Consider the following 18,559-nt stretch of genomic DNA (forward strand, 5'->3'; position numbering starts at 1 on the left):
GAGTTGCCGCCCTGCGAGCGGACCGCGGGGCAGGCCAAACGTAGAGCACGCGCGGTGCCGATCGGGCCCGGGACTGTGCCGGAAGTGTGGAGATTCCGTCGAGATCCGAACGGGTGTGTTCGCGTGGCCGTCACCGCACCGGACCTGACGCCACGTCACGGCCGGCTCGCGGGTCGACGGCCCGGGCATAGAACGCGACCATCCGGTCGCAAACGCTGTCGATCGTGTACTCCTCGCCGAAACGTCGATACGCCGCTTCCGTGCGCATCGCGGTCTTCTCCCGCTCCGTCAGGGCCGCGACCAGCGCCGTCGCCAGTGCCTCGGGCGAGTCCGGCGGCACCAGCGCCGCACAGTCGCCCGCCCCGGTGATCTCGCGTACCGGAGGCAGGTCGCTGGTGACGATCGGCGCCCCCACCCCCATCGCCTCGATCAGCACGCTGCCCAGCCCCTCCCAGCGCGAGGGCAGCACGAACACATCGGCCGCACCCATCAGATCGGGCACGTCGTCGCGGTGTCCCAAGAACCGTACGGGCTCCGCAGCGCCGGTGGAATCCCCGATTCCGCCGGTTTCGGCGGCCAACCGGCGCAGCGACTCGGTGCGGCTCCCGTCCGGTCCGGCCAACAACAGCACCGCGTCCGGGACCTCGCGGCGCACCCGGGCGAACGCGGTGATCAGCACGTCCAGACCCTTTTGGTACTCCTGCCGGGCGGCCGTGACCAGGACCGGGACGTCCGCCCCCAGGCCCAGCGCGGCCCGGGTGAGCTCGCGGCGATCCCGCGCGGCGGCCAGCAGTTCGGGGTCGCGTCCGCGCGGCACCACCTCGATCCGCGAGCGGCGCACGCCGAGCCGACGGGACATCACGCCGGCCACGTGCTCGGTCAACGCGTGGAAGCGGCGCACCCCGCGTGCGCTGGCCGCGTCCAGGCCCTGGGCGGCCCGCAGCTTCCACGGCCGAATCCCGGGCTGGGAGCGCATCTCCGCGCCGTAGGAGGTGTTCACCAGGCTGGACACGACCGGAACGCCGGTCGCCAGGGCGGCGATTCGCCCGGCGATGTCCGCCTCGTACAAGGTCGTGTGCACCAGATCCGGGCGCCGGTCGCGGATCACCCGCGCGAGTCCGCGCGCCGAGCCCGCCCGCGAGCCGTGATGCACGCCGAACAACGACACGCCGGCCGCGGCCAACTCCGGTTGAAATCCGTCCATATCCAAGAGATACGCGATGTCCAGCGTGATCCCCCTGCGGATCAACTGCGGGGCCATCGCCACCGCCGCCCGCTCGGCCCCACCGACCCGATCCACGCTGTCGATCACCTGGAGCACGTGCACTGCATCACCTCTGCCATCCCCGCCATCTCCCCGGCAAGCCGCCGATCACAGGGCGCCCCCACCCCACACGGCTGAGCATGTCATCGATACGCCCCCGGCGGGGCGGGATTCGTGACAACCTGTCACCTCATGGGGACACCGACGGATCGGCGTGCGGTCCTGCACGTCGTGACCGACCCACGGCGCCGGGGCTCACAGGCGTTCGCCCACGATCTGGACGTGGCGCTGCGCGAACGCGGCCGGGCGTCCTCGATCGTCGCCCTCGCGGGCACCGGCGAGATGCCCATCCCGATCCTGGGGCCGGGCCGGCTGCACCCGCGCACGCTGCGCGCACTGCGCCGGCGTGCGGGCGGCGTGGGCCTGGTGATCGCCCACGGTTCGACCACGCTGGACGCCTGCGGGATCGCGCTCGCGGGCGCCGGGACCCCGTTCGTCTACGTCAACATCGGCGATCCGCGGCACTGGGCGAAGGACGCGCTGCGCCGGGCCCGGGTCGGGATGATGCTGCGCCGCGCGACGGCGATCGCGTCGGTGTCGCCGATGGGCCGGGAAATCCTGCTGGATACCCACCGGTTGGCACCGGAGCGGGTGCGGTCGATTCCCAACGGCCGGCGGCCGGAACGGTTCCTGCCGCCGGACGAGAGCGATCGGGGCAAGGCCCGGGCCGAGTTGGGGCTGCCCGCGGAGGCGACGGTGCTCGCGGTGGTCGGCGCGTTGGCCGGCGAGAAGCGCGTGGCGCTCGCGATCGAGGCGTTCGCGCTGCTCGCCGATTCCGGCTCCGACTCCGGGACCGGCGGGGCGGGCGCCGGACCCGCGGACCCTTGGCTGCTCGTGGCCGGGGAGGGGCCCGAACGGGCGGCCCTGGAGGCCCTTGCCGAACGGCGGGCACCGGGCCGGGTCGTCTTCACCGGCAACCTCGCCGACCCGGGCCCGGTGTACCGGGCGGCCGACGTGCTCGTGTTGTCCAGCACCAGCGAGGGCGTCCCGGGCGTGCTCGTCGAGGCGGGCATGTGCGCGATCCCCGCCGCGGCGACCGATGTCGGCTTCGTGCGCGACGTGGTCGTGGACGGGGTCACCGGCGCGCTCGCCGACGTCGGCCCCGGCGCCGGGGATCCCCGGGCGCTGGTCGCCGCGATCCGCCGGGTGTTGGCCGATCGGGGCTCGATGGGCCGTGCGGCCAGGGCTCGTTGCCTGGAACGGCACGCGATGGACACCGTGGTGGATGCGTGGATCGCGCTGCTCGACGAGCAACGCCGATGACGCTCCGGCACCGGGTGGAGGGGAAGCGGTAGGGCGGGAGCGCCGATTCCCGTACGGCCGAATGCGACTCGTGGGGAGATCGCATGTGCCAAGGTTGTTGTCGAACCAGGGAGGGGGAGTCCGTGGGGGAGTATGTGGGGGGTGCCGTCGGCATGCCCGGCGACGGCATGGGCCGGGTCGACGGTGTCGGCCGGGTGGGCCGGCACGCGCGGCCGGGCGGCAGTGTCGACGAACCCGCCGACCACCGAACACACGTCAACGGAGCGCCCAGCACGGGCCACGGGGGAGCGACCACGCCGACCATCGACAGTCGCACCGGTACCGGACGACACGCGGCGCCCACGGCGGGCGTCGGCAGCGGGACCGGCCGGATCGCCGCAGCACAGGCACCCGACCCCGAGATCAAGGGACCACCACCGGAACTCAAGTTCAAGCGCCGCACCAGCCTGATCCGGGGCATCCGCGAGCTGTGGCATTCGCGCGAACTCGTGCGCACCCTGGCCGAGCGCGACCTCAAGGCCCGCTACAAACAAGCCGTTCTCGGCTTCGCGTGGGCGGTGATCACCCCCGTGTTGCTGATGGTGGTGTTCACCGTCGTCTTCCAGCGCGTGGGCAACCTCAGCGAGACCGCGCACAAGTACGACGTGCCCTATCCGCTGTTCAGCTACCTCGGGTTGCTCCCGTGGACGTTCTTCATGTCCTCGGTGACCCAGGGCTCCTCGTCCCTGGTGTCCAACGGGCCGCTGCTGAACAAGGTCTACTGTCCGCGCGAGGTCTTCCCGTTCGCCACCGTGATCGTGGCCACCGTGGACATGCTGATCGCCTCCTCCGTACTGGTCGTGCTCTTCGCGGCGTACACCACGCCGCCCGCGGCGACCAGTTGGGCGCTGCCGATCCTGCTGCTCATCCAGTTCGAGGTCACCCTCGGTGTCGTGCTCGTACTGTCCGCGGCGGTGGTCTACTTCCGCGACATCCGACACGTGCTGCCCCTGCTCATGCAGATGGGCATGTTCGCCACCCCGGTCGCCTACGGCATGGACCAGATCACCAAGGACTGGCTGCTCCCGTACGTGATCTTCAACCCGCTCGCCGCCGTGATCGACGGATACCGGCGGTCGATTCTGTACGGACAACAACCCGACTGGGAACTCACCGGCGCCGCCGCCGGATCGGCGACCGTGCTCCTGATCGTCGGATACAAGATCTTCAAGAAGCTCGAAGCGGGGATCGCCGATGTCGCCTAGCCTCACGACGATCAAGGCGCCGGCCAAGCCGGGCGCCCTGCCGCTGGGCACCATCCGGGCCGAACACCTGTGGAAGCGATTTCGCGCGGACAGTCAGCGCATGCTCCTGCGGGACAACCTGGGCCGCATCGCGCGCAAGATCTCCGGCCGCGACCAGGCCGACTGGCGCTGGGCGTTGCGCGACATCGACATCCACATCGACCCCGGCGAGTCGGTCGGCCTGATCGGCTCCAACGGGTCGGGCAAGTCGACGCTGCTCAAGATGCTCACCGGGGTGATGTACCCCTACGCCGGCCGACTTCAGGTGCGCGGCCGGGTCGGCGCCCTGATCGAGGTCAGAGCGGGTATCCACCCCGACCTGACGGGACGTGAGAACGCGTTCCTGTACGGCTCGTTGCTCGGCCTCAAGCGGGCCGAGGTGGCCAACCGGTTCGACGACATCGTGGACTTCGCCGAATTGGGCACCGCGATCGATCGGCAGGTCAAGTGGTACAGCTCCGGCATGCAGATGCGCCTCGGCTTCGCGGTCGCCGCCTTCCTGGAACCGGACGTGCTCCTGGTCGACGAGGTGCTCGCGGTCGGCGACGCGCTGTTCCAGCAGAAGTGCCTGGACCGGATGCGGGTGGTGCTGGAACAGGGCACCACACTCGTACTGGTCTCGCACGACCTCGCGTCGGTGGAGTCGATCTGCACGCGCGGAATCTGGCTGGAGCAGGGCGAGATCCGCAGCGACGGCCCGATCCGGCAGGCATTGCGCGGGTATCGGGACAGCGTCGAGGAGGAGACCGAGGCGCGCACCCGCACCGACGAGGCCATTCGCACCACGTACGTGGACGTGCGCGGCGTGGACACGGCCGGCCCCACCACGAACCGGTCGATGGTGGTCGAGGCGGAGTTCACCGGCGACCACCACGGACCCGCCACCGTGCACATCGGCGTCACCGAGGGCACCGCGAGCCCGGTCTTCACCACCCGCCGGGACGTGCAGTTCGGCCGATCGGGCAACCGGGTCAGGTGCACCCTGGACCGCCTGCCGCTGCCGCGCGGGCGATACGCCCTGTGGATCGGGGTGTACGACCGGGACGGCCACCCGCTGACCACGTGGCATCCCGCGAAGCAGTTCGACGTGGCCGGCCCCGAGTTGGACACCCCGCCGCGCGCGGTGGTGCTGGCCGCGCCGGTCTACGTCGACCACACCTGGGAGGGGTGAGCGGCCGTGCGCATCCTGGTGTGTCCGCACGACATGCAACTCGGCGGCAGCTCGATCAACGCCGTGGACCTGGCCCGCGCGGTCCGCGACCTCGGCCACGAAGTGTGGGTGATGGGCCGTCAGGGGCCGCTCCGGCAACGGGTGGCCGCCGCCGGGCTGCCACTGCTCGCGCTGCCCGAGCGGGCACACGTACGGCCCTCGCCCGCGGTCTCCCGCACGATCGCCGCGGCGGTGCGCCGGCACCGGATCGACGTCGTGCACACCTATGAATACTGGCCGCTGGTCGAGGCGTTCCTGGGCGCGTTCGTGCCCCGCGGCACGCCCGTGCTGGGCACGATCATGTCGATGGGCAGCCTGCCGCCATACTTCCCGCGCACCGGCGTGCCGTTGACCGTGGGCTACGGCGAGTTGTACGAGGAGACCGGCGAACTGCGCGGCCTGGAGGGTGCCCGGGTGCACCTGCTGGAGCCGCCGGTGGACACCGCGATCGACCACCCGATCACCGCACCGGCGGCCGGCGACGAGCCGGATGTCGACGTCGACGCCTTCGCCGCCGAACACGGCCTGCTCGAACCCGCACCCACCGTGGTGGTGGTCTCGCGGCTGGCCAGGCACCTCAAGCAGGAGCACCTGGAACGCACCATGGATGCCGTCGCCCGGCTGGCCCCGGAGCTGCCCGGGTTGCGCCTGGTGATGGTCGGCGGCGGCTCGATCGAGCGCGAACTCCAGGCCCGGGCCGCGGCCTTGAACGGCGACCTGGGGCGGCGGGCGATCGTGCTGACCGGCGAGATGGCCGACCCGCGTCCGGCCTACGCGCTGGCGGACGTGGTGGTGGGCATGGGCAGTTCCGCGCTGCGTGGGATGGCGTTCGGCAAGCCCACCGTCGTGGTCGGCGAGCAGGGCTTCGGCAAACCGGTGACACCGGAGACGATCGGCGACTTCGACGCGCTCGGCTTCTACGGCCTCGGCGCGGGCCGGGTGCCCGTCGAACAGGATCCGCTGGTCGGCCAACTCTCCGCGCTGCTGCGGAATCGGGCCGAACGCGAGCGGATCGGCACGTGGTCGCTGGAGCTGGTGCACGAGCGCTTCGCGCTGGAGGGCCAGGCCGCCCGGCTGGTCGAATGGTACGAACAGGCCCGGCTGGAGCGGCCGGTGGCCCGCGGCCGAGTGGGCGAGGCGGTCCGGGTCGGCGGGCGGCTGGTGGGCTTCAAGGCGAGCCAGCGCGGCCAGGCCCTGCGCGCCCGCACCCGCGGCCCGCGCGGGGCCACGACCGGATGACCGAGCCGACCGGCCGATCCGGTCTGACCATGCTGCACGTCGGGGCGTTCTCCGGGTCGGTACCGGCGTTGCGCCAAGCACTGGCGGACCGCACGGCGGTCGAGGCGCACGACCTGATGCCGCTGACCCGTGCGCCGGGCCTGGCCGGCGCACGGCTGCGGGCCGTGCGCGAGGCGCGCCGGGCCGGGCCGGGGACGCCGTGGACCAAGACCGACGCCTGGACGGCGGCACTGGACCGCAGGGTGCGGGCCCGCGGACTGCTCGGCCCGCGCCGCCCGGTGCTGATCGTGCAGACGCTGCCGGCCCTGGTGCCGCCGGCGGGAGTGCGCTACGGCGTGTACACCGACCGGGTGGGCCTGGAGGGCGCGGCGGTGGGCGGCGTGCATCGATCCCGCTACACCGACGGGTGGTTGACCCGCGAACGACGGCTGTTGCTGGGCGCACACCGGGTGTTCGTGATGGGACCGAGCACGGCCGACGTCCTGGTCACCGAGTACGGCCTGGCCGCGGACCGGGTGCACGTGGTGGGCGCGGGCACCAACGTGGCGCCCGCCGCGGCGGATCCCGGCCCACGCGCGGCGGATCCGCCACGGCTGCTGTTCGTCGGCACGCAATGGGAGCTCAAGGGCGGCCCGACCCTGCTCGAAGCCTTCGCGCGCCTGCACGCCCGCGACCCGCGCCGGACACTGACCCTGGTCGGCAGCGGGCCCGACGGCCCGCTGCCGCCCGGCGTGCGCGCGCTGGGCCGGGTGCCGCACGCGGCGATGGGCGCCGCGTACGACCGGGCCGACGCGCTGGTGATCCCCACGCACATGGAGGCGTTCGGGATCGCCCTGGTCGAGGGCCTGACCCGCGGCCTGCCGTGCGTGGCCTCCACGGTCGGCAACCAGCCGTGGATCGTGGGCGACGCGGGGATCGCCGTGCCGCCGGGGGATGTGGACGCCCTGACCGAGGCACTCTCGCGGCTGAGCGCCGACTACGCCCACTTCCGCGCCCGGGCGCTGGCGCGCGGCGCGGAACTGCGCGCGACGATGACGTGGCCGTCGGTCGCCGAGCGCATCCTGACCGAGCTGAGCGGTGGTTGACATCCGTCTCGTGCCCACAGCGCCGACGCTTCGTCGACCTGTATCCGGCCGCCGCCGACAGGCCGAAGTGCCCTCCCACGCCCCGTTTCGGGAGGCGCTGCGCTCGCACGTGGAGTTCGGCACCCACGTGGCCAAGCAGAACTCGCACGCCGAGACCGACGACGAGCTGCACCCGCTCCGCGAAGTACCGCACTGGGACCGGCCGCCGACCGACTGACACCCCACCCGCCGGCCGTGGTCCGGCCCGCACCCGAGCCGGACCACGGCCGACGGTCAACGAGGCCCCGGTCGCTCGCCCGTCGGGACCGCCCGGTTACCCCCGGCGGCGGCGCAGCGCCGCGCGCTCGTAGATCCGGGCGAAGCCGTCGAGCATGTGTCGCCGGGTGAAGCGGGACAGCGCCCGTTCCCGGCTCGCCGCGCCCATACGGGCCCGCAACGCGTCGTCGGTGAGCAGTTCTCGGCACGCCATCACCAGGCCGCCCCGGTCGCCCGCGCGCAGCAACCGCCCGGTCACGCCGTCCGCGACCACGTCGGTCACGCCGCCCACCGCCGTGCCGACCACCGGCACGCCCGCCATCATCGCCTCCGCGACCGCGAGCCCGAAGCCCTCGTAGTGCGACGTGGACAGGAACAGGTCGGCCGCGTCGAAGGCGTCGCTCAGCCGCGCCAGCGGCGGGACCACCCGGACCCGGTCGCCGACCCCCAACTCCTCGATCAGCGCCTGGATCTCCGGCTCCTGACGGCCGATCACCAGGAACATCACCGGCGGACCGGTGTCGCCGAGCTTGCGCACCACGTCCGCGCCGACCCGCACCATCAGGGGGATGTTCTTCTGCGTCGCCCGGCCGACCCCGACCACGACCCGCGCCTCGCGCGGGATGCCCAGCTCGGCGCGCAACGCGAGGCCCGCCGCCGGGTCCGGCACATGGACCGGAACGCCCAACGGCACCAGCGGGATCCGTTCCGGCCGCCACCCCACGATCGCCGCGGTCGCGTCGCGCACGTGGGTGGAGTGTGCGAACGGGCGGAAGCCGGCCGCCTTGACCATGCCGACCTCGATGGCGTTGGTCAGCCGCGAGTGCAGGCCGTCCTTGAGCGGCTCGTGCACCTCCAGCACCCGGGGCATCCCGGGGGAGCCCAGAGCGGCGGGCAACGAGAGTCGGGCCGTACCGCTGTGCGCGTGCAACACGTCCGGCCGCAACTCGCGCACCCGCGAGGCGATCCGCAGCCCGAGTCGGATCTCGTCCTGTGGCCGGGTCGGCCCCTCGTGGTCGAGGGCGTGCACCGTCACATGGGCGCCCAACTCGTCGAGCCGATCCTCCTCCCAGGCGGGTCTGGCGATGATCGCGTGGCAGTCGAAGCGCTCCGGGTCGAGCCCGGCCAGCACCTGCCGGCTCACCTGGGGAATCCCACCGCCGACGCTGAGCCGCCACACCACGTGCACGAGCCTGATGCGATCCTTCACGCTTCCCCCCGAACCGGCCGCAGCCGGCGATCCCTGACCCGGCGGGCCGCGGACTTCGCGCCCAACAGCGCGCCGCCCGCCCCCCGGGCCACCAGCCATGTCGTGTCGTATCGATCGGTGGCGCCGAATCGGTGCTTGAACTCCTCGGCCCCGCGCAGGAAATCGAAGGTACGTACCCCGCGGTCGGCCAGCGCGGTGAGCGTCTCGTGGAACAACACCGTGCCCAGACTCGCCTTCGCGTAGGCCGGATCCCAGCCCAACTGGTAGTAGGCGAAGGTGTCCTGCCACAGGAACCCGTACAGGACCCCCACCGGTCGGCCCGCCGGATCGCGGGCCACCAGCGCGCACGGCCCACGATCGGCCGCGGCGCGCGCCGCCAGCGCCGCGTGCAACGGGCGCCGGGTGGCGTCGAACGCGCTCGACCCGCCGATCGCTTCGCGGCGCAACCGGTGCAGCCGCAGCAGGTCGTCGAACAGCTCGGGGGTCGTCGCGTCGGGTGCCACCCACGTGAAGGTGATCCCGTCCTCGGCCAGCTTGCGGGCCTTGCGCCGAACCCCCTGCCGGTGCCGGGCCGAGCCGAGCGCGGCCGGGTCGGCGGGCATCACCGGGCACGCGGTGCGTTCGATCTCGCGGGCGCCGGGCGGCAGGAACGGATCGCCGGTGCCGGCGTCCAGGTGCGGGAAGACCATGGTGCGCCGCCGGGCGAGCGAGGCCAGCCAGGCCCGGACGTCCTGGTGCCGGCGCGGATCGACGGCGAACCCGCAGTGGTCCGCGGCGCCGGGCCCGGTGCCGAGCAGCGTCCAGCTCAGCACGCCGCCGGGCAGCCGCGGATGCAACCGCTCACGGGTGCGCAGCAGTGGTACGACCGCCTCCGCGGCGCCGTCCTCGGCGCGCCACACGGCCACCACCGCGCGGCCGGCCTGCTCCCGGCCCAGCGACTCGGTCCAGCCCAACACCCAGTCGGGCGTGGTGAAGTACGACGTCCCGGGCGTCGCGGCCACCAGCGCGCGCCAGGACGGAACGAGGGCCGTCAACTCGCCGGGCGAGCGCAACAGCGTGGGCAGAGCAAGCACGGTGATCCCCCCGGATCTGTCCGTCGACCGGATCCGGCGCTTCGCCGACCCGAACAACCCGCCGATTCAAGCAGGTCAACGGCCGCCGCGCAGCGCGTGCAGGGCCGGATGCAGCCCGGACAGGATCGTCGCGAAGCGATCCGGGCGGGTGTTCGACCCCACCCGCAGGCGGGAGATCCGCAACGGGTGGTCCGGCAGTCGAGGCCCGAGCCGGTGATCGAACAGGAACCCGGTGCGGTAGCCGAGTTCGCTCAACAACCGCTCGGCCCGCACGTCCCAGTTCCCGTTCGGATACGCGAACGAACGCGGGGCCCGACCGAGCAGCTCGGTCAACCGCTCGTGCGCCTGCACCACTTCGGCCCGCACGTCGGCGTCCGAGCACCGGTCGAGCAGCGGATGGGTGAGCGAGTGGTTCTCCACCCGTACACCGCCCGACTCCAGGGCGCCCAGGTCGGCGCCGGTCAACTGCTCGGTCCGCACCGGCTCGTGCCCCTCGCGCAGCGCCGCGAGCAGACGCAGACGCCGCTCCTGCGGCACCGTCTTCAGGTACGCCACCCACCCGCTCGGCGACCGCTCCGGCTCACCCGCCACCCGCGCCCCGGCGGCTACCAACCGGTCAGCCTCGTGCCACCAGAACGGCGTCCCGGAGTCGATCGCCGAGGCCACCACGTAGGCCACACCCGGGATGCCGCGCTCGCGCAGCAGTGGCAACCCGTGCTCCAGAATGCTGCGTTCACCGTCGTCGAAGGTGAGCAGCACCGCCTTGGCGGGCAGCGCGCGCCGCGTCGCCAGCGCCGTCTCCACCTCGTCCAGGGACACCGGCCGGGCGATCCGGCGCAGCCGGTCCAACTGCCCCGCGAACGTGTCCGGATCCGAGATCCCGTGATACCCGAGCACCGCGAGCCGCAGCCGGGCGCGATGCGCGAACCACACCTGCGCCGGGGACCGCCGCAACAACGCGTCGCCCCCGGACCGTACCGAGCCCACCATCGAACCGCCCACCCAAGCCTCCCCAGCCCCGCGGCTCCCGCTGCCGGAACCGTAACAGCGGGGTCGGGTCCCGTCAGCCGGTCGCCGAACGTCCGCCCACGGCCCGTCACTCGACGTCCGCCCACCGGCCACATCGGGGCAAGCCCGCGTACCCCGGATATCGGGGAGCATCACGGACGACTCGTGGACGGATTGCGAAACACCCTTCACGCGTGACCCATCCGGCCTAATCTGGTCGGCGGGTGACTCGTGTCCCGGCCGTGTGGGGGCGGGGGACGCCGGTTGGGCACAAACGTTCCGATGCCGCTCACATCGGGACCGCGAGGTGGGGGCCGGGCGATGGTCAATCGTGCATCGACCCTGCACGCCGAGGAGATCGACACCGATCTGGCGCGTGCGTGGGACGAATTGGTGGCAGGACGGGGGGTTCAGGCAGACGTCTTCGATACGCACGCGTGGATGTCCTCGTGGCTGACGAGTCGCCCCGAACGGGCCGAACACGTGCGCATACCCGGGGTATTCGCCGCCGGCCGTCCGCTGGCCCTGCTCCCGCTGGAACTCGACGGGAGCGGACGCGCCCACGAACTCGGCCGAGGCCAACGCGAACGCACACGTGTCGTATTGGGCACCCCCGAGCCGCAGTCCGCCGTCCTGCGCCAACTCGTCGGCGAACTGCGCCGGATCGGCATCCGGGAACTGACGCTGTACCGCATGCCCAGCCGGGACCCGGCCACGCACGCCCTCCTGGCCGCGCTGCGCGAGGCGGGCTACGCGGTGGACGTGCGCGAACGCATGACCGACATGATCGAGGCCACCCCCGACGGCTGGTCCGGCTACCGGGCCCGACACCGCGGCTTCGACAGCGCGATCGCCCAGACCACCCGGCGGGCCGGACAACTGTGGACACTGCGGGTGGCGGCATTCGGCGCGCCGGGCACCCCGCCGCTGGCGGCCGGCCTGGCCGACCACGACGAACTGTTCGACCTGAGCTGGAAGGGCCGACTCGGCGCCTCGCCCGAGCGCCGCCGGTTGCTCACCCGTGCACTCGACGCGCGCGGCATGGCCCGGCTGTACGTGCTCTACGCCGACGACCGCGCCATCGCGTCCTGTCTGGGCGTGCGCATCGGTCCGGTCGTGCAGTGGCACACGATCGCCTACGACCCGGCCGCCGCGATGCTTTCGCCGGGCAACGTGGTGCACTGGCGCGCCCAGGAACTGGCCTTCGCCGAGGGCGGTCTGGCGTTGATCGACCTGCTGCCCGGGGCGAGCCCGCTCAAGGACCGGATCAGCACCGAACGGCCCGCGCTGCTCGACGTGTGCGCCGCCCGGGTGCCCCACCGGGTGTTGCCGCTGCTGCGCGGCGCCCGCGAGATGCAGCGTGCGGTCCCGATCGCCGCCCGGGCCCGGGTCCGCAGCCTGCGCGCACGGGTCGGCACGGTCGACGCCGGCTCCTCCGGCACCGCCCGCCGACTCGAGGCCAGACCCGCGACCGAGATCCCGACCCGGGCCGGCGTCCGGCTGACCCTGGACCAACCCACACTGCGCCTGTTGGCCGTGGCCTGCGCGCGCAAGGGCCCGCAGGAGATGCGGGCCGACTGGGGGCCGGACGACCGCTGGTATCGGATCGGCACCGGCCCGCTGGCGGTGGCCCGCGTCGACCACCACGAACCCGTACCCACCCTGCGCGAGGTCGTGCGCTACGACCCCACCTACACCCTGGAGGCGATCGCGCTGATGCTGGCCGACCTGCTCGCGTCGCCCGTCCGCTACCTGGACGAGGTGCCCGTGCGCGACCCGCGCCTGCGCTGGCCCCGCGCGTGGAGCCCGCCGACCGCCGAACCCGCCCCCAGCGGAGCCGAATCGGTCGCGCCCGGAGCCGCCGTCGCCGGCACCGGCTCGCGCGGTGTGTTCAGCCGTGCCGAGGGGGCCTGATGCGGGCCCGCCCGATGCACCCGCTGGAGATCGACCCCACCTTCGCCGCGTCCTGGGACCGGCTGGTGGCCGCTCGCGGCGTGCACGCCGACCCGTTCGACACCCACGCGTGGTTCGCCTCCACCCTGCACGGTCACCACGACCCGCTCGACGACATCCGTGTGGTGTCCGTGCTCGACGACGCCGACCAGCCGCGCGCACTGCTGCCGCTGGAGCGCATCGGCACCGACCGATGGGGGGTCTTCTCGGCACACCGCAGACCCCGCAGCCACGTGGTCGTGCACCCCGACGAACCGCACGGCGCCGACTCGATCGCAGACGCCCTCGCCCGCGCCGGCATCCGCGAACTGCGCCTGCACCGGATGCCCAGCCGGGACCCGGAGACCCACCGGCTGATCGCCGGACTACGCGCGTGCGGCTACACCGTCAACGCCCGGGAGAAGGCCTGCGACATGCTCGCCGGCGTCGAAGGCGGCTGGGCCGGCCACAAGGCCCGATTCCGCAGCTTCGACCGCTACGCGCACCGCTTCGCCGGCCGGGTACGCGCGCACTGGGACCTGACCGTCGAGGAGACGGCCGGCGCCGCGACCGGGCGCGACCTGGACGCCGGATTCGCCATCTACACCGACCTGTTCGCCCGCAGCTGGAAGGGCCCGCTGCAACCCGCCGCCGCCGAGGCCCGCCGCGAGCTGATCGCCCGCGCCGCCCGGCACGACTGGGCCCGGCTGTACATATTGCGCGTGGACGGCGTACCCGCCGCGATGCACCTGTGGTTCCGCCTCGGCGACGTGGCCACCTGGCACTCCACCGCCTACGACGAGCGCTTCGCCGCGCTGGGCATCGGCACCGTCGTGCAATGGCAGGCCCAGGAACGGGTGTTGACCGAACCCTGGCCCGCCGGAAGCAGCCCGCGCCTGGTCGACCTGATGCCCACCCGAACCCCGCAGAAGTTGCGACTGGCCCCCGAACGCCCCGCGCTGTGGGACATCGAGGCCATCCGCGACCGACGCGTGCTGGCCGCCACCCTGCCCGCCCGCGGCTTCGCCCGAGCCACCCGGATGTCGGTCGAACAACACCTGCGGGTACGCCGCGCCAAGGCCGCCGAACCGGCGCCGACCCCGGTCGCCGAGACGGTGATCGCGCCCGCGATCAACCCGCACGGCGAGCCCGGCCACAAACTCGACCCGGTGCACGAAGCCGGCGTCGAGGACAACCGACCCATCGCGCTGGCCTGCGGCTACCGCGGAACCGACGTGGTCGACGGCGGCCGGGCCCGCGGCGAGACGTGGTGGCTGGTCGGCGAGGAGCCGCACACCCTCGTGCACCTGGCCGCCGACCGCACCGTGCGCACGATCGCCGCACTGGGCACCCGGGACCGACCACGCGCGTGGGAGCCCGGCGAGGCGGTGCGCAGCGTGGCCACCGCCCTGGGTGAAACCCTGCGCCTGTACGTGCTCGACCCCGCCGGCAGCGCCGGCACCCCGCTTCGTCAGGAATCCGAACCGGTCCCGTGGCCCCACGCCCGCACCGCTCCCACCCGGCACACCTCGAAGGGCACCACCCGATGACCGCCATCAGCGGCGACCGCGTGCGCGCCACGCTCAAACGCGGCCTGGCCGCCACCGCCCTCGCCCGCGATCCGGCACCCGGCGCGACCCTGCTCATCTATCACCGCGTCGGGGGCGGCAGTCGTGACGAACTCGACCTGCCCGCCGACGCGTTCCGCGCCCAGCTCGACCTGCTCCCGCCCGCGCACGTGGTCTCCCTCGACACCGCGGTGGACCGGCTCGCGGCCGGCGACCCGACGCCCTCGATCGTGCTCACCTTCGACGACGGCTTCGCCGACGTGTACGCCAACGCCTGGCCGGAACTGCGGGCCCGAGCGCTGCCGTTCACCCTCTACCTGGCCACCGGCTGCATCGGCGAACAGATGCGCTGGGAGGGCTCCACCGGCACCAGCGGCGGATCCGCCGCGCTGAGTTGGGACCAGATCGCCGAACTGGCCGAGTCCGGCCTGGCCACGATCGGCAACCACACCCGCAGCCACGCCCGCCCCGAGGCCCTCACCGCAGCCGAACTCGACGACGCCTCCGACGACATCGAACGCCGACTCGGGCTGCGCCCGGCCCACTTCGCCTATCCGTGGGGGATCGCCGTCCCGGACATGGAGCACGCCCTGCGCTGCCGGTTCCGCAGCGCCGCCACCGGCGTGCTCGGCCGCAACCTCCCGGGCTGCGACCCGATCCGGCTGCGCCGGGTCCCGGTCCGGCGCACCGACCCGCCCGCGTTCTTCCGCGCCAAGCTCGGCGGCCGGCTCGCCCAGGAGCGCGCCTATGCCGCCGTGGTCGGCCTGGGCAAGCGGGCCGGTGCGCATGCGTGAGCCGCGCGGCCCGGGCGGTCGACCCCTGCGGGTCGCCCACCTGACCACCATCGACATGAGCCTGGCCCTGCTCCTGCGCACCGAACTCGAGGAGGACGTCGCGGCGGGCTTCGAGACCTACGGGATCAGCGCCGCCGGCCCCTACGTTCCCGAGATCGAGGCGCTGGGCGTCACGCACGTGCCGCTGAACTCGCTGACCCGCGCCTGGAGTCTGCGCAGCGACGCCGCGGCCGCCGGCGAACTGGTACGCACGCTGCGACGATTGCGCCTGGACGTGCTGCACACGCACAACCCCAAGACCGGTGTGCTCGGCCGGATCCTGGGTCGTGCCACCGGTGTCCCGGTCGTGGTCAACACCTGCCACGGCCTGTGGATCCGGCCCGGCGACCCGTGGGCCCGCCGGGCGTTCGTGCTCGGCACCGAGGGCCTGGCGGCCCGCGCCTCGCACGCGGAGCTGTACCAGAACGCCACCGACCACGCGACGCTGCGCCGGGCCGTGCCCGGGTGGCGCTCGCGCGTGGTCGGCAACGGTACCGATCTGGCCCGCTTTCGGCCCGATCCCGCCGCTCGGGCGAGCGTTCGGCGGGCACTGAACGTGGCCGAAGACGAACTACTCGTGGGCGGAGTCGGGCGGCAGGTCGCGGAAAAGGGCATCCTCGAATACGTGGAGGCAGCCGGACTGCTCGCAGGCAAGGCCCGATTCGTCTGGATCGGACCGGAGGACCCGGACAAGGCCGACGCGGTGTCCCGCGCCGTGCACGGCTCCCGGGTCGAATTCGTCGGTGCCCGCTCCGACATGCCCGCGGTGTACAACGCGCTCGACGTGTTCGTCCTGCCCTCGCACCGCGAGGGCTTCTCACGATCGGCCATGGAAGCCGCGTCCTGCGGGCTGCCCATGGTGCTCAGCGACATCCGCGGCTGTCGGGAGATCGGCACCCACGGTGAACATCTGCTCCTTGCACCGCCCGGCGAGCCCCGGTTGTTGGCCGCCGCGATCGACCGCCTGATCACCGAACCGGACCTGCGCGCCGAACTCGGCGCCGCCGCCCGGCTGCGCGCTCTGGCCGAATTCGACCAGCGCAGGGTGGCGGGCATCTCGATCGACACCTATCGGGCCGTGGCCGGGCGCCGCGGCCTGGGTTGGACTTGACGCACAACGGGCGACGGCCGGTGAGGGAGACACCGCCGGCGCCCGAAGCTCGCCACACCGAACGCCACACCAGGGGAGGGGCATGGAATGCGACGACTGTTCGACATCACCGTGGCCGTGCTGGCATTGGTTCTGATGGGACCGGTCCTGCTCGCGATCCACGTGATGATCCGCGCGACCATGGGTGGACCCGTACTGTTCCGCCAGACACGCAGCGGCCTGCGCGGCCGCGACTTCGAGATTCTCAAGTTCCGCACCATGCACGACCCGCGCTACCCGGACGAACCCGACGCCACCAGGATCACCCGGACCGGGCAACTGCTGCGCACCACGAGCCTGGACGAACTGCCGCAACTGATCAATGTGTTGCGCGGCGACATGGGCATCATCGGGCCGCGGCCGACGCTACCGAGCCAGGTGGTGCACTACACGCAACGCCAGCGGGGCCGGCTCGACGTGCGACCGGGGTTGACCGGTTGGGCGCAGGTCCAGGGGCGAAACGCGCTCAGTTGGCCGGTGCGGATCGAATACGACCTCTGGTACGTGCGCAACCGCAGCGCCCGGGTCGACCTGGTCATCCTGTGGCGCACGATCGGCGTGCTGCTGCGGCCAAGCGGGATCACCGCCGCCGGCGGGGTCAATCCGGGCTTCCCGGTGCCGGTCGCCAACCTGCCCCAGGAGGATCCGGGGCGCGGGGCCGCGGCTCGGCCCGGCACCGTACGGCAGGAACGGGGCGAGACGTTCCCGCTGCCCAGACCCATCGTCTGGTCCGCACCGATCACCCACTCCCCGGTCGACCCGACCCGGATGTTGCCACCGCAGCGACCGGCGGGTGAATCGTTGGCCGAAGAGGTCTCCTGACGCCGAACCGGCCGGATGTGCGGATGTCCGTGCTCGATCGTGGGGATCGAGCACGGACATCACGCCGTCAGGGGCCGGGTAGCCCGGTGGGTTCGGTGATCTCGGTGCGCCCAGCGGGCCCGGGCTACCCGGTCAGCCCGTGCAGGTCGCCTGCACCTGGCCGGCCGCCAGATGCGCACCGGCGGTGCCGCCCCAGTCCACGCCCCGCGTGACCAGCTTGACGGCGATCCTGCCGTTGCTCACCGGAAAGGTGCCCGCGCTCACCCAACGCCCCTTACCGCCCACCTGATCGACGGTGAACTGCCCGTACCAGGCGCCCGTCTTGTCGTCGTCCCGGCTCCGCAACACGTAGTACTGCGCGGGGTTGCCGCCCACGTCCCTGCCGTTGCCGCTGGGCACGTACACGCTGAGCTGACAGCGCCGGGTGGCCGAGCCGACGTCGAACCACCACAACACCCGGGCGCTCGTGTCGTCCTTGTTCTTGTCGCCGGACATCGGCACCGCATCGAACTTTCCGTTGCAGCCGTCCTTGGTCCACCCGCCGCTGCCGACCGTGTACCAGCCCTTGCTGCCGTCGCTGTAGCGGCCGACCTCGGCGAAGCCGCTCGCGCCGCTGTTCGCGCAGCCGTAACCGGAGATCCCGGTGAAGGTCGGTTTGGGTGCCAACGAACCGGGTTGCACGGGCGGCGCGACCGGCGGCTTGGCGGTGGAGCCGCCGGGTGTGCCGCCGGGAGCCGGTGCGGTGCCGCCGGCACCGGCCGCTCCGCCACCGGCAGTGCGTGCCCCGGGCGGGGAACCGCCGCCGTTGAGCGCGCTGTTCGAACCGCCCGCGGAGCCGCCGGACGAACCGCCCACCGAGGCGGTACCCCCCGACGCACCACCCGACGCACCACCCCCGGAGGAACCATTGCCCCCGGTGGGGTAGTCGGGCGGATACGCCGCTGCGCCGCCCGGTGTTCCGCCGCCCGGGCCGGGGTCGCCGGGCGGGGCATCGGTGGTGTTCCCTGTGGTGGAGCCCGCCGACGGCGCGGCCGAGGCCCCGGGCGCAGGCACCTGGACCGGCTTGTCCTGCATGGGCGCCGCCTGGGCGACCGGCTTGCGGTGACCGCCGCCGTTGTCGCCGCCGAACTCGATCGCCGAGGCGATGGTCACCGCGGCCAGGCCGGCAGCCGCGAGGGCGGGCATGCCCAGACCCACGGTCCACACCCGGCGGCCGGGTCGGAGCGGCCGCCGGGGAGTACGGACCGAGCGCGCGAAGGCGTCCCCGAAGTCGGGTTCGCGGTTGGGGGGTTCGGCCATGTCGT

The 18,559-nt window shown here is 73.1% G+C and carries 16 protein-coding genes; 11 read left to right on the plus strand and 5 right to left on the minus strand.

The features are described 5' to 3' along the window. Positions 1–130: 130 nt before the first annotated feature. Entirely contained in the window at positions 131–1,327 is a 1,197-nt protein-coding gene (locus ACFZBU_RS46045) for a glycosyltransferase (protein WP_391589813.1), read from the minus strand. 129 nt (positions 1,328–1,456) lie between these two features. Here ACFZBU_RS46045 and ACFZBU_RS46050 point away from each other — a divergent pair, with 129 nt between their 5' ends. From ACFZBU_RS46050 to ACFZBU_RS46075, 6 genes are all read left to right on the plus strand, one after another. Continuing rightward, complete coding sequence (locus ACFZBU_RS46050; protein WP_391589814.1) at positions 1,457–2,587, plus strand: glycosyltransferase; 1,131 nt, start codon at positions 1,457–1,459, stop codon at positions 2,585–2,587. Between the two features lie 122 nt (positions 2,588–2,709). After that, positions 2,710–3,831, plus strand: a complete 1,122-nt coding sequence (locus tag ACFZBU_RS46055) for an ABC transporter permease (RefSeq protein ID WP_391589815.1) — start codon at positions 2,710–2,712, stop codon at positions 3,829–3,831. Then, positions 3,821–5,041, plus strand: a complete 1,221-nt coding sequence (locus ACFZBU_RS46060; RefSeq protein WP_391589816.1) for an ABC transporter ATP-binding protein — start codon at positions 3,821–3,823, stop codon at positions 5,039–5,041. The genes ACFZBU_RS46055 and ACFZBU_RS46060 overlap by 11 nt, the downstream gene beginning before the upstream one ends. A 6-nt stretch (positions 5,042–5,047) precedes the next feature. After that, on the plus strand, positions 5,048–6,319 hold the full coding sequence (locus ACFZBU_RS46065; protein ID WP_391589817.1) for a glycosyltransferase family 4 protein: 1,272 nt from the start codon (positions 5,048–5,050) through the stop codon (positions 6,317–6,319). Next, a complete protein-coding gene (locus tag ACFZBU_RS46070) occupies positions 6,316–7,404 on the plus strand; it encodes a glycosyltransferase family 4 protein (protein WP_391589818.1) in 1,089 nt (362 codons plus the stop codon). The genes ACFZBU_RS46065 and ACFZBU_RS46070 overlap by 4 nt, the downstream gene beginning before the upstream one ends. Positions 7,405–7,471: 67 nt before the next feature. Next, positions 7,472–7,621 carry a hypothetical protein gene (locus tag ACFZBU_RS46075; RefSeq protein WP_391589819.1) on the plus strand — a complete coding sequence of 50 codons (150 nt, stop codon included), beginning with the start codon at positions 7,472–7,474 and terminating at the stop codon, positions 7,619–7,621. Positions 7,622–7,717: 96 nt separating this feature from the next. Here the strand turns inward: ACFZBU_RS46075 and ACFZBU_RS46080 are convergent, their stop codons facing one another. Genes ACFZBU_RS46080 through ACFZBU_RS46090 form a run of 3 tightly spaced genes read right to left on the minus strand, consistent with a single transcriptional unit; the run spans position 7,718 to position 10,944 of the window. Next, the gene (locus tag ACFZBU_RS46080; RefSeq protein WP_391589820.1) at positions 7,718–8,869 is read right to left on the minus strand and encodes a glycosyltransferase family 4 protein; all 1,152 of its coding nucleotides are present in this window, start codon (positions 8,867–8,869) and stop codon (positions 7,718–7,720) included. After that, on the minus strand, positions 8,866–9,999 hold the full coding sequence (locus tag ACFZBU_RS46085) for a GNAT family N-acetyltransferase (RefSeq protein WP_391589821.1): 1,134 nt from the start codon (positions 9,997–9,999) through the stop codon (positions 8,866–8,868). Before ACFZBU_RS46085 ends, ACFZBU_RS46080 begins: the two co-directional genes overlap by 4 nt. 18 nt (positions 10,000–10,017) lie before the next feature. After that, positions 10,018–10,944 carry a polysaccharide deacetylase family protein gene (locus ACFZBU_RS46090; protein WP_391589822.1) on the minus strand — a complete coding sequence of 309 codons (927 nt, stop codon included), beginning with the start codon at positions 10,942–10,944 and terminating at the stop codon, positions 10,018–10,020. 327 nt (positions 10,945–11,271) lie between these two features. On the opposite strand from ACFZBU_RS46090, the gene ACFZBU_RS46095 reads away from it, so the two are divergent. From ACFZBU_RS46095 to ACFZBU_RS46115, 5 genes are all read left to right on the plus strand, one after another. Beyond that, positions 11,272–12,864 carry a GNAT family N-acetyltransferase gene (locus ACFZBU_RS46095; protein ID WP_391589823.1) on the plus strand — a complete coding sequence of 531 codons (1,593 nt, stop codon included), beginning with the start codon at positions 11,272–11,274 and terminating at the stop codon, positions 12,862–12,864. Further along, positions 12,864–14,432 (plus strand): GNAT family N-acetyltransferase, encoded by a 1,569-nt coding sequence (locus tag ACFZBU_RS46100; RefSeq protein ID WP_391589824.1) that lies wholly within the window; start codon positions 12,864–12,866, stop codon positions 14,430–14,432. The genes ACFZBU_RS46095 and ACFZBU_RS46100 overlap by 1 nt, the downstream gene beginning before the upstream one ends. Next, the gene (locus ACFZBU_RS46105) at positions 14,429–15,244 is read left to right on the plus strand and encodes a polysaccharide deacetylase family protein (RefSeq protein ID WP_391589825.1); all 816 of its coding nucleotides are present in this window, start codon (positions 14,429–14,431) and stop codon (positions 15,242–15,244) included. The genes ACFZBU_RS46100 and ACFZBU_RS46105 overlap by 4 nt, the downstream gene beginning before the upstream one ends. Continuing rightward, positions 15,198–16,394 carry a glycosyltransferase gene (locus ACFZBU_RS46110; protein ID WP_391589826.1) on the plus strand — a complete coding sequence of 399 codons (1,197 nt, stop codon included), beginning with the start codon at positions 15,198–15,200 and terminating at the stop codon, positions 16,392–16,394. The genes ACFZBU_RS46105 and ACFZBU_RS46110 overlap by 47 nt, the downstream gene beginning before the upstream one ends. 87 nt (positions 16,395–16,481) lie before the next feature. Further along, positions 16,482–17,255 (plus strand): sugar transferase, encoded by a 774-nt coding sequence (locus tag ACFZBU_RS46115; RefSeq protein ID WP_391589827.1) that lies wholly within the window; start codon positions 16,482–16,484, stop codon positions 17,253–17,255. Between the two features lie 132 nt (positions 17,256–17,387). Here the strand turns inward: ACFZBU_RS46115 and ACFZBU_RS46120 are convergent, their stop codons facing one another. Then, a complete protein-coding gene (locus tag ACFZBU_RS46120; protein WP_391589828.1) occupies positions 17,388–18,554 on the minus strand; it encodes a hypothetical protein in 1,167 nt (388 codons plus the stop codon). Positions 18,555–18,559: the final 5 nt, after the last annotated feature.

Source organism: Embleya sp. NPDC008237 (genome assembly GCF_042956465.1).
Lineage (GTDB): Bacteria > Actinomycetota > Actinomycetes > Streptomycetales > Streptomycetaceae > Embleya.

Coding starts and splice junctions, on each gene's coding strand:
- ACFZBU_RS46050 (WP_391589814.1), top strand. CDS start 1,457: ATGGGGACACCGACGGATCGGCGTGCGGTCCTGCACGTCGTGACCGAC.
- ACFZBU_RS46060 (WP_391589816.1), top strand. CDS start 3,821: ATGTCGCCTAGCCTCACGACGATCAAGGCGCCGGCCAAGCCGGGCGCC.
- ACFZBU_RS46070 (WP_391589818.1), top strand. CDS start 6,316: ATGACCGAGCCGACCGGCCGATCCGGTCTGACCATGCTGCACGTCGGG.
- ACFZBU_RS46095 (WP_391589823.1), top strand. CDS start 11,272: ATGGTCAATCGTGCATCGACCCTGCACGCCGAGGAGATCGACACCGAT.
- ACFZBU_RS46100 (WP_391589824.1), top strand. CDS start 12,864: ATGCGGGCCCGCCCGATGCACCCGCTGGAGATCGACCCCACCTTCGCC.
- ACFZBU_RS46105 (WP_391589825.1), top strand. CDS start 14,429: ATGACCGCCATCAGCGGCGACCGCGTGCGCGCCACGCTCAAACGCGGC.
- ACFZBU_RS46110 (WP_391589826.1), top strand. CDS start 15,198: ATGCCGCCGTGGTCGGCCTGGGCAAGCGGGCCGGTGCGCATGCGTGAG.
- ACFZBU_RS46115 (WP_391589827.1), top strand. CDS start 16,482: ATGCGACGACTGTTCGACATCACCGTGGCCGTGCTGGCATTGGTTCTG.
- ACFZBU_RS46120 (WP_391589828.1), bottom strand. CDS start 18,554: ATGGCCGAACCCCCCAACCGCGAACCCGACTTCGGGGACGCCTTCGCG.